The following is a 9,608-nucleotide window of genomic DNA, read 5'->3' on the forward strand; positions in this document are numbered from 1 at the left end:
CCCAAGACTAGGCAAAAACGGTCGCCGTCCACCCGATTGAATGCCTCCCCCCTCTTCACCCTCATGTATCGAACAGCCCATGTCATCAGATGTCTCCTGGCGCGCGATGATCGCGCCATACCTGAAACCGGATACGCGTCTCGCGTTGCTTCAACTGGCGACCACCCTGATCCCGTTCATCGCGGTGATGGGGCTGATGCTGGTGGCGCTGGATCATGGGTACTGGGCGGGTATGCTGCTGTTTCCGATCGGCGGCGTCTTGCTGGTGCGTCTGTTCATGTTCCAGCATGACTGCGGCCATGGCTCGTTCTTTTCGCGTCGCTGGGCCAATGATGCGGTCGGCCTGCTGCTCGGGGTGCTGACGCTGACGCCCTATACCGCGTGGCGCGCATCGCACGCAGTTCACCATGCCCATACCGGCAATCTGGACCGTCGCGGCGTTGGTGATGTCACGACCCTGACAATTGCGGAATATCGGGCGCTGCCGCGCTGGCGACGGCTGCAATACCGGCTGTATCGCCATCCGGCCGTGCTGTTCGGCCTCGGGCCGGTGTGGCTGTTTCTGATCAGTAACCGCATCCCCACCGGCAATCCGCGCCGCCGCTGGCGCGACTGGCTGAGCGTCCTTGGTACCAACGCAGCCCTCGCGGCCATGCTGGTCACCCTGATCGTAACATTGGGTCCCATCGCCGTGCTGTGCGGGTGGCTGCCGGTCACGTTGCTGGCCGCGACCATCGGGGTCTGGCTGTTCTATATCCAGCATCAGTTCGAAGACACGTATTGGGAGTCCCGGCCGCAATGGGATTTTCAAACTGCGGCGCTGGCGGGCGCCTCGTTTTACGATCTACCCCGCGTGCTGCACTGGATGACCGGCAATATCGGGTTTCACCACATCCATCATTTGTCGAGCCGCATTCCCAACTACCGCCTGCGCGCCTGTCACGAGGCGAACCCGGCGTTTCAGCAAGCGCCACGGCTGACCTTCTGGGCCAGCCTGAAATGCGCGCGCCTCGCGCTCTGGGATACCGAACGGCGCAAGCTGGTGCCGTTCGGGTAACCAGTTGGCCGCTCCGGGTGCTCGCGCTACAGCGCGGGTAGGCGAAGCGTAACCACCGTACCCGGCAGGCCATCGCGCGGCAGGTCGGGGCGAGGCGATGTTGCGATGATCGTGCCGCCCATGGCTTCCACGAAGGCGCGCGCGATTGCGAGGCCGAGTCCGGTACCCGGTGCGATGCGGTCGCCGCGAGCGGCGCGGAAAAAACTGTCGAACACGTGTGGCAGGTCGGCGGCATCGATGCCGATCCCTTCATCGGCGACCGATATGGCGATCATGCTGGAGTCGCGCTGGCTGCGGATGGTGATGGCCGAGCCGTCCGGCGCGTATTTGATCGCGTTTTCGAGCAGGTTGACCAACACTTGTTCGAGCAGCGCGGGGTCGGCGAGAACCGATCGCGCATTGCCCGGCAGATTGACCGCGGCGTGGAACGCCTCCGGCACGCGTGACACGGCAGCCTCGATCAACGCCGTGAGGTCGATGGTTTCGCGCCGCGCGACGATCTCGCCGGTCTCGATCCGTGCCATGCCGGTGATGTTGGCGAGGAAGCGGGTCATCCGGCCGACGTCCTGCACGATGCTGGCGAGCAGGTCGGCGCGCACCGCCTCGGTCAGGCTGGTGCCCGAAGCCGCAAGCGTTTCCGCGGCCCCCCGAATGCCGGTGAGCGGCGTGCGCAGATCGTGCGACAGCGACGACAGCAGCGCTGTGCGCAGCTTCTGGGTGGATTCCTGAGCGTTGGCTTCGGCGGCGCGGGCGGCGAGGCGCAGCCGTTCGGTGGCCATGGCGGATTGGTCGGCCAAGGCGCCGAGCGCCTGGGCCAGTGGTTCGGTGATCGGCGACTTCGGTTGTACGCCGAGCACGCCGATCACGCCCGCTTCGGTCGCAAGCGGCAGAAAGCGCCACGGCACAGAGGGCAGGGTGATGGTGCCGGCACCGGTGGCGACGCGGTTGACATAGGCGAATTCGGCGGCGGCCTGCGCCGGTTCATCGAGTTGCGGTGCCACGGCAAGCGTATTGCGCACGGCCATCAGCACGACGGCGCGGTCGGCCAGGGCGGCGGCTTCGGTTTCGATCGCGGCGCGCAGGCTGGTTTCATTGATCGCCTGGGCCAGGGTGCGGCCGAACAGCGCGACGCGGCGGAGCGCATCGATCCGGCTACGCGCCGCTTCCGCCTCGATCCGCACGCGTCCGGCGAGCGTGCCGGTCAGCAGGCCGACCGCGAGGAACACGACGAGTGCCACCACGTCGCGCGGGTCGCCGACCGACAGGGTAAATACCGGCGGCAGGAAGAAGAAATTCCACAGCAGGAAGCTCGCAACGGCGGCAAACAGGCCGAGGCGCCGGCCATATCGGCTCGCGACGCCGACCACGATGCCGGTGAATACGAAGCCCATTGCGTCATGCGGCACATAGTCGCGCAGCAGAAATCCGAGCAGTGTGGCGAGCCCCATCCCGCCGAGGCTGATCGCGTAGGGTGCCAGACTCTCGCGCGGCCGTGCCAGCTTCGGTGCGGCCGGCCGGGCTGCGGGATCGGGCACGACATAGACGGAATAGGCGCGCGCCCGGCGGCCGAGCCGGGCGGCTAGGGGGCGTGGCCGCCAGAAGCCGACGGGCCCGCGCGCCACCACGATATGCGCGACGTTCTGGCGCGCGGCGACATCCAGCGCGGCGGTTGCTGCGTCGGCGTTGGTGCTGGTTTCAACCGTGCCGCCGAGCTGGATCGTGAGGTCGAGAGCGGATTGGACGCCGCCGCCGGCTTGGGTTTCCGCGTGAAACGCAAGCAGCGGGGCGCGCAGCGCATCGGCCAGGCGGGCGGCGTAGCGCACGACCTGCTCGGCGGCCGGGCCGGTTTCGACCACCGCCATCACGCGCTCGGCGGCAGGCCACGGGCCGGCGATGGCGCGGGAGCGCATGTAGCTGGCGATGTCGCGATCGACGTGCTGGGCCACCCGCCGCAGCGCCATTTCGCGCAGCGACGCGAGGTTGCCAGAGCGGAAAAACCCATCGAGGGCGCGGCGGGCAAGATCCGGCCGATAGATGCGGCCCTGTTCGAGGCGGACGCGCAACTCCGCCGGCGTCAGATCGATCAGTTCGATTTCGGACGCGAGGCCGAGTACCGTATCCGGCAGCGTTTCTGCAACACGCACGCCGGTAATGCGGGCGACCTGATCGTTCAGGCTTTCCAGATGCTGGATGTTCAATGTTGTCCAGACATCGATGCCGGCTTCCAGCACGTCGGCGACGTCCTGCCAGCGTTTGGTGTGGCGCAGGCCCGGCGCGTTGGTGTGGGCAAGTTCATCGACCAGCAGCAGACCCGGGCGCCGCGCGATCGCGGCTTCGAGGTCGAATTCCGCGAGCACATGGCCCCGATAAGGCACCTGCCGGCGCGGCAACACCGGCAGATCGCCCAGTTGCGCGGCGGTTTCGGCGCGCCCGTGGGTTTCGATCAGCCCGGCCAGGACATCGATGCCTTCGTCGCGCTTCTGCCTTGCGGCGGCGAGCATCTCCCATGTCTTGCCGACGCCGGGGGCGGCACCGAGAAAGATTTTCAGCCTGCCGTGATGCTCGCTGGCGGCCGCCGTCAGCAGCGCGTCAGGATCGGGGCGGTGCTCGGTATCCGGGGATGCCATGGGACCCGATCATGGCGCGCTCATGCGGCTCAAGGCAAGGTTGAGCTTCAGGACGTTGACATGATCGGTGCCGATCACGCCGAGCAGGCGGTGCGCCGCAAGGCGATTGACCAGCGCGGTCACTGTGGCCGGGGGCAGTTTGCGCGCTATGGCGATTGCCGGGGCTTGCCGCAGGGCGTTTTCGAGCGAGATGTCCGGATCGAGGCCGGAACCGCTGGTGGTCACCGCGTCATCGGGCACCGGGCCGGGGCCGTAGGCCTTCAGATAGGCGGCGATGCGGGATTTGACGTTGCCGACCATGCCGGCGTTGGTCGGGCCGGAAGATGAGCCCCCGGATTCCGACGCATCGTATGGGGTGGCAATGGTTTTGCCCTTGGCATCCGTGCCGCTCAGTGCCGAGGGGCGCGGGGTGAACCAGGTCGGTCCGGCGAAACTCTGGCCGATCAGCGCGGAGCCGATGATCTGGCCGTTGCGTTCGAGCAGGCTGCCGTTGGCCTGGAATGGAAACACCGCCTGGGCGAGACCGGTGAAGGCGGCGGGCAGCGCGACGCCGAGGATGAGGGTGAACAACAGGACGAGCGAAAGCGCGGGGCGAATTTCACGTAACATGGCGATGGTCCGATCAGGTAAAGATGTGAAATGCAGTGAGGATCATGTCGATCGCCTTGATCCCGACGAAGGGCGCGACGATACCGCCCAGCCCGTAGACCAGCAGGTTGCGCCGCAGCAGCGCGGCCGCGCCGACCGCGCGGAACTTCACGCCGCGCAACGCGAGCGGTACCAGCACCACGATGATCAGCGCATTGAAGATCACTGCCGATAAAATGGCGCTCCGCGGCGAGGTTAGGCCCATGACGTTGAGGGCCTGCAGACCCGGATAGGTGGCGACGAAAATCGCCGGCAAGATGGCGAAGTATTTCGAGATGTCGTTCGCGATCGAAAACGTCGTGAGCGCACCGCGGGTGATGAGCAATTGCTTGCCGATTTCGACGATTTCAATCAGCTTGGTCGGATCGCTATCAAGGTCGACCATGTTGCCGGCCTCGCGCGCGGCCTGGGTGCCGGTCTGCATCGCGACGCCGACATCTGCTTGTGCCAGGGCCGGCGCATCGTTGGTGCCGTCGCCGCACATGGCGACCAGGCGGCCTTCCTCCTGCGCTTTGCGGATGTAGCCGAGCTTGTCCTGCGGCGTCGCTTCGGCAATCACGTCGTCCACCCCCGCTTCGGCGGCGATGGCGGCGGCGGTGATGCGGTTGTCGCCGGTGACCATGATGGTGCGAATGCCCATGCGGCGCAGATCGGCGAAGCGCTCCTTGATGCCGGGTTTGACGATGTCCTTGAGTTCGATCGCGCCGAGCAACTGGCCGTCCACCGCCAGGGCCAGCGGGGTCGAACCGGCGCGGGCGATGCGCGAGACCGCTTCGGTGAATGCCGCGGGCGGTATGCCGCCGGCGAGTTTCAGCACCGAGTCGACCGCACCCTTGCGCCAGGATCTGCCGCCGGAATCGATGCCGGAGACCCGCGTGTTGGCACTGAACGGCACCAGTGTTGCATTCGTCGGCAGTTTTGTTTCGATCTGGTAGCGGTCGCGCATCAGTGTCACGATCGAGCGGCCTTCCGGTGTTTCGTCACCCAGCGATGCGAAAGCCGCTGCTTCCGCCAGCAACCGCTCATCGACGCCCGGCACCGGATAGATCGCTGAGGCCATGCGGTTGCCGAAGGTGATCGTCCCGGTCTTGTCGAGCAGCAGAGCATCGACATCGCCAGCGGCTTCGACGGCGCGACCCGATGTGGCGACCACGTTGAAGCGGATCAGACGATCCATCCCCGCGATGCCAATGGCGGAGAGCAGGCCGCCGATCGTGGTCGGGATCAGGCAGACGAACAGCGCGGCGAGCACCGCGATCGACAGATGGGTGTGCGAATAGGCGGCGAACCCCGGCAGCGTCGCCACCGCGATCACGAAAATCAACGTGAGGCCGGCGAGCAGGATATCGAGCGCGATCTCGTTCGGCGTCTTGCGCCGCTCCGCCCCTTCGACCAGGGCGATCATCCGATCGAGGAAGGTCGAACCCGGTTCGGCGGTGATGCGGATAACCAGAAAATCCGACACCACCTGCGTGCCCCCCGTGACGGCCGAGCGATCGCCGCCGGCCTCGCGGATCACCGGGGCGGATTCGCCGGTGATGGCACTTTCGTTCACGCTCGCGATCCCTTCGATGATCTCGCCATCCGAGGGGATGATGTCGCCGGTCTCGACCAGGACCAGATCATCCTTGTGCAGCTCCGGCGCCGGGGTCGGCTTGAACAGGGTGCGGTCGCGCGGATCGAGGATCAGCTTGGCCATGGTGTCGGACCGGGCGCGCCGCAGCGCATCGGCCCGCACCCGCCCGCGGCCTTCGGCCACGGCTTCGGCGAAAGTTGCGAACAGCACGGTGATCCATAGCCAGATCGCGATGACGAGCGAGAAGGCGGCGGGCTGGCCGATGACCACCTCATGCACACCGACCACCGTCACCAGCAGCGCGATGATTTCGGTCGTGAAGATCACCGGATTACGGATCAATTGGCGCGGGTTGAGTTTCAGCACCGCATCGCCGGTGGCGCGGATCAGAATGGCGCGATCGAACAGGCCGATCGTATCGGCTTGATTGGACATGGTTTTGCTCTCTATCTCAGAAGGTCTTGCCGGCGAGCATCAGGTAATGCTCGGCGAGCGGACCCAGCGTGTCGGCCGGCATGAACTGCAAGCCACCCAGAATGATGATCACGCCGATCAGCAGGCCGACGAACAGCGGCCCATCGGTCGGGAAGGTGCCGGTCGATTGCGGCAGTTTCGGCTTCAGCGCGAGCGAACCCGCGATCGCCAGCACCGGGATCAGCACCGCGAACCGGCCGAACAGCATGGCCAGACCGAGCCCGTAATCGAGTAGCGGTGTGTTGGCCGACAGGCCGGCGAAGGCGGAGCCGTTGTTTTCCGTGGCCGAGGTCCAGCCATAGAGCATCTCGGTCAGGCCATGCGGCCCGGCGTTGTCGAGCGAGCCGAGCCCGGATTTGGTCAACAGCGAAAATCCGGCACCGGCGAGGATGAACAGCGTCTGGATCAGGACCGCCAGCATGGCGAGCTTGATCTCCCTGGATTGTACCTTCTTGCCGAGATATTCCGGCGTTCGCCCGACCATCAGCCCGGCGACGAACACCGCGAGCAGCGCGAACAGCACCATACCGTACAGACCCGAGCCGACGCCGCCTGGTGCGACTTCATCGAGTTGCATCAGAAACATCGGGATCAGGCCGCCGAGCGGCGTGTAGCTGTCGGTCACGGAGTTGACCGCGCCGGTCGAGGTGCCGGTGGCGGCGGTGTTGAACGTGGTGGATTGCGCGATGCCGAAGCGCATCTCCTTGCCAACCATGTTACCCGGTTTGGCCATGACGCCGGCGTGGACCAGGATGGGGTTGTTGGCGGCTTCGGCGGCATAGTCGCCGACCATCGCGAGACCGAGGATAAGCGCCATGGCCGCGAACAGCGCGATGCCCTCGCGTTTGCGGCCAACCATATGGCCGAAGGCGATCGGCAGGGCGAAGCCGATCACCAGCAGCAGCCAGATTTCGAACAGGTTGGTAAGGGCGTTCGGATTTTCGAACGGATGGGACGAGTTGGCGTTAAAGAACCCGCCGCCATTGGTACCCAGTTCCTTGATCGCCTCCTGCAAAGCGAGGGGGCCGCGCGCAATGGTCTGCGTGCTGCCCGCCAAAGTGTGAACCGTGGCGAAGGCATCGAATGTCATCGGGATGCCGGCGATCAGCAGCACGACCGCGGCAATCAGCGCGACGGGTAGCAGAAGATACAGGGTGATCCGCACAATATCGACATAGACATTGCCGAGTGTCTTGAGGCCGCCGCTGACAAAGGCGCGCATCAGCGCGGCCGCGACCGCGATGCCGGCGGCAGCGCTGATGAACATATGCACAACCAGGCCGAACATCTGCGCCCCGTTCGAGATCATGCTCTCTGGCGCATAGGCCTGCCAGTTGGTGTTCGTCGTGAAGCTGGCAGCCGTGTTGAAGGCGAGCATCGGCGCCATGCCGGCGATGTGCTGCGGGTTGAACGGCAAATAATATTGCAGGCGCAGGATCGCATAGAGCAGCCCAAAATGAACAACGCTCAGCATCAGCAGCGCAATCGCATAGCTCGCCCAGCCCATCTGACGCGCAGGATCGATGCCGCAGATCCGATAAATGCCGGTCTCGACCGGCGCGAGCAGCCGGATTTTGCCCTCGAATAGCCGGGCCATGTAGGCGCCCAGCGGAAACGCCGAGCCCAGCACGAGGATCAGCACTAGGGCGATATAAAAAATGCCGTGCGTGGTCATGTCAAAAATCCTCCGGCCGGACCAGCGCCCAGACCAGATAGATCAATAGGCCGAGCGCCACAGCGCCGGCCAGCACCAGATCGAACATCTAATCAGACCTTGGAACAGATCGGAACGTAGACGAGGAGCAGCGCAAAAACAGCCGCCGCGATCAAAATTGAAAGACTATCGGACACTGAAACCTCCGGTGGTAAGAAAACGCGCGGGTTACACTCTGCATTACGGTGCAGTCCGCACTGCTGCGAAACGCGCAGCACGACCATCGGCTTTGCGGCATAAAACCTGGAGTGCGATTTCGCATTTACGTATTAAACCGTCATAAAAATCATTGGATATCTAAAATTTCTGACAAAAATTGGCGGTCTTTTAAGATAATCCACTGACAGGAAAACTGACGAGGGCGCGACCTCGGCAGCGCAACGTCATTGACCGGCAGGTTCCGTTCTATGTTTTCAACCGGCAATACTATGTCGAGACATATGTCGATATCGGGCAATTGATACGGCAAGATCCCGAATTCGATGTCGAGCGGCACTTCTGGGATCATGGTGCCGATGAGGGCAGGGTGCCTTCGCTGGCGTTCAATCTGCATCATGTTGCGCACGGACTGGCCTGGCACCTGGGCCTGCGACTGGCCTGGCGGCGATCGAGGCATATTTCGATCTCCCTGAGGCTGATCGGTTCATTCCGAATGGGTGATTCAATCCGTGGTCATTCAAGCAACTTTATAAGCAGACGGTTCGCCAGATTCAGACGCTGTTTCCCGATATCAGCGACCTCAACGACCAACAGACGTTCATTTTCTACCTTGAGAATGTCTATGCACAGCGGGTGGCGCCGAACGGTTTTTTTGCGGAGGACGAATATCGCGCGGCCAATCCGGATGTTGTCGCCGCGATCTCTGCGGGACAGTTAACCTCGGGGTTGCATCATTTCGCGATGCGTCATCCGCCTGCGCCTGGAACGCTGACCGATTACGATCCACAGCCGGCCGGCCATGGTGGCACCTTCCTGGCGGAACAGACGCTCGTGCTCTCCGACAATGCAGAGATCGGCTCAGCCTTGTGGTGGTATGACAAGAGTTTCTATCTCACGGTGTACCCCGATGTACACGCGCTGAAGCGCCCGGGGGCGTTCGCTCCGGGCTGGAACATTTCATGGTCGTGCGTGACCGCGAGAGACGGTTGCCGCATCCGGCGCTGGTCGCGCTGGCGGTCCGTTGCTTTGAGTGAGGTCACCATAGCCAGCTCGTTCAGTTTTTCACAGTAGCGTGCTTCGGCCTCAGCAGGTGGGATATTTCCGAGGGGCTCGAGGAGGCTTCGGTTGTTGAACCAGTCGACCCATTCGAGGGTGGCGAATTCCACGGCTTCGGCGTTGCGCCAGGGCCCGCGTCGGTGGATCACCTCCGCTTTGAACAGGCCGTTGATCGTCTCAGCGAGGACATTGTCGCATGAGTCACCGACACTGCCGACTGAAGGGTCGATGCCGGCTTCAGGCAGGCACTCCGTATAGCGGATCGAAACGTATTGGACGCCTCTGTTGCTGCGATGC

At 64.1% G+C, this 9,608-nt stretch carries 7 protein-coding genes and 1 pseudogene; 1 reads left to right on the forward strand and 7 read right to left on the reverse strand.

Features of this window, described 5'->3' with window-relative positions; all coding sequences use genetic code 11:
* Positions 1-79 precede the first annotated feature (79 nt).
* Complete coding sequence (locus B7X49_RS07830; RefSeq protein ID WP_029310487.1) at positions 80-1,057, forward strand: fatty acid desaturase; 978 nt, start codon at positions 80-82, stop codon at positions 1,055-1,057.
* Between the two features lie 26 nt (positions 1,058-1,083).
* Here B7X49_RS07830 and B7X49_RS07835 read toward each other — a convergent pair whose 3' ends face one another.
* The 7 genes and pseudogenes from B7X49_RS07835 to B7X49_RS07865 form a co-directional block, all read right to left on the reverse strand.
* Positions 1,084-3,684: a DUF4118 domain-containing protein gene (locus tag B7X49_RS07835; protein ID WP_286704119.1), complete on the reverse strand. Its 2,601-nt coding sequence runs from the start codon at positions 3,682-3,684 to the stop codon at positions 1,084-1,086.
* Between the two features lie 9 nt (positions 3,685-3,693).
* Entirely contained in the window at positions 3,694-4,293 is a 600-nt protein-coding gene (gene kdpC / locus B7X49_RS07840; RefSeq protein ID WP_286704120.1) for a potassium-transporting ATPase subunit KdpC, read from the reverse strand.
* 13 nt (positions 4,294-4,306) lie between these two features.
* Complete coding sequence (gene kdpB, locus B7X49_RS07845) at positions 4,307-6,343, reverse strand: potassium-transporting ATPase subunit KdpB (RefSeq protein ID WP_286704121.1); 2,037 nt, start codon at positions 6,341-6,343, stop codon at positions 4,307-4,309.
* A 16-nt stretch (positions 6,344-6,359) separates the two neighbouring features.
* The gene (gene kdpA, locus B7X49_RS07850) at positions 6,360-8,057 is read right to left on the reverse strand and encodes a potassium-transporting ATPase subunit KdpA (protein WP_286838911.1); all 1,698 of its coding nucleotides are present in this window, start codon (positions 8,055-8,057) and stop codon (positions 6,360-6,362) included.
* 1 nt (position 8,058) lies between these two features.
* Positions 8,059-8,145, reverse strand: coding sequence for a K(+)-transporting ATPase subunit F (kdpF, locus tag B7X49_RS07855; RefSeq protein ID WP_286704122.1), 87 nt, complete (start codon positions 8,143-8,145; stop codon positions 8,059-8,061).
* Positions 8,146-8,382: 237 nt separating this feature from the next.
* Entirely contained in the window at positions 8,383-8,712 is a 330-nt protein-coding gene (locus B7X49_RS07860; protein WP_286838915.1) for a hypothetical protein, read from the reverse strand.
* A 435-nt stretch (positions 8,713-9,147) separates the two neighbouring features.
* Positions 9,148-9,608, reverse strand: a pseudogene (locus B7X49_RS07865) (integrase core domain-containing protein); the annotation flags it as partial.

The organism is Acidiphilium sp. 34-64-41 (genome assembly GCF_002282635.1).
GTDB lineage: Bacteria > Pseudomonadota > Alphaproteobacteria > Acetobacterales > Acetobacteraceae > Acidiphilium > Acidiphilium rubrum.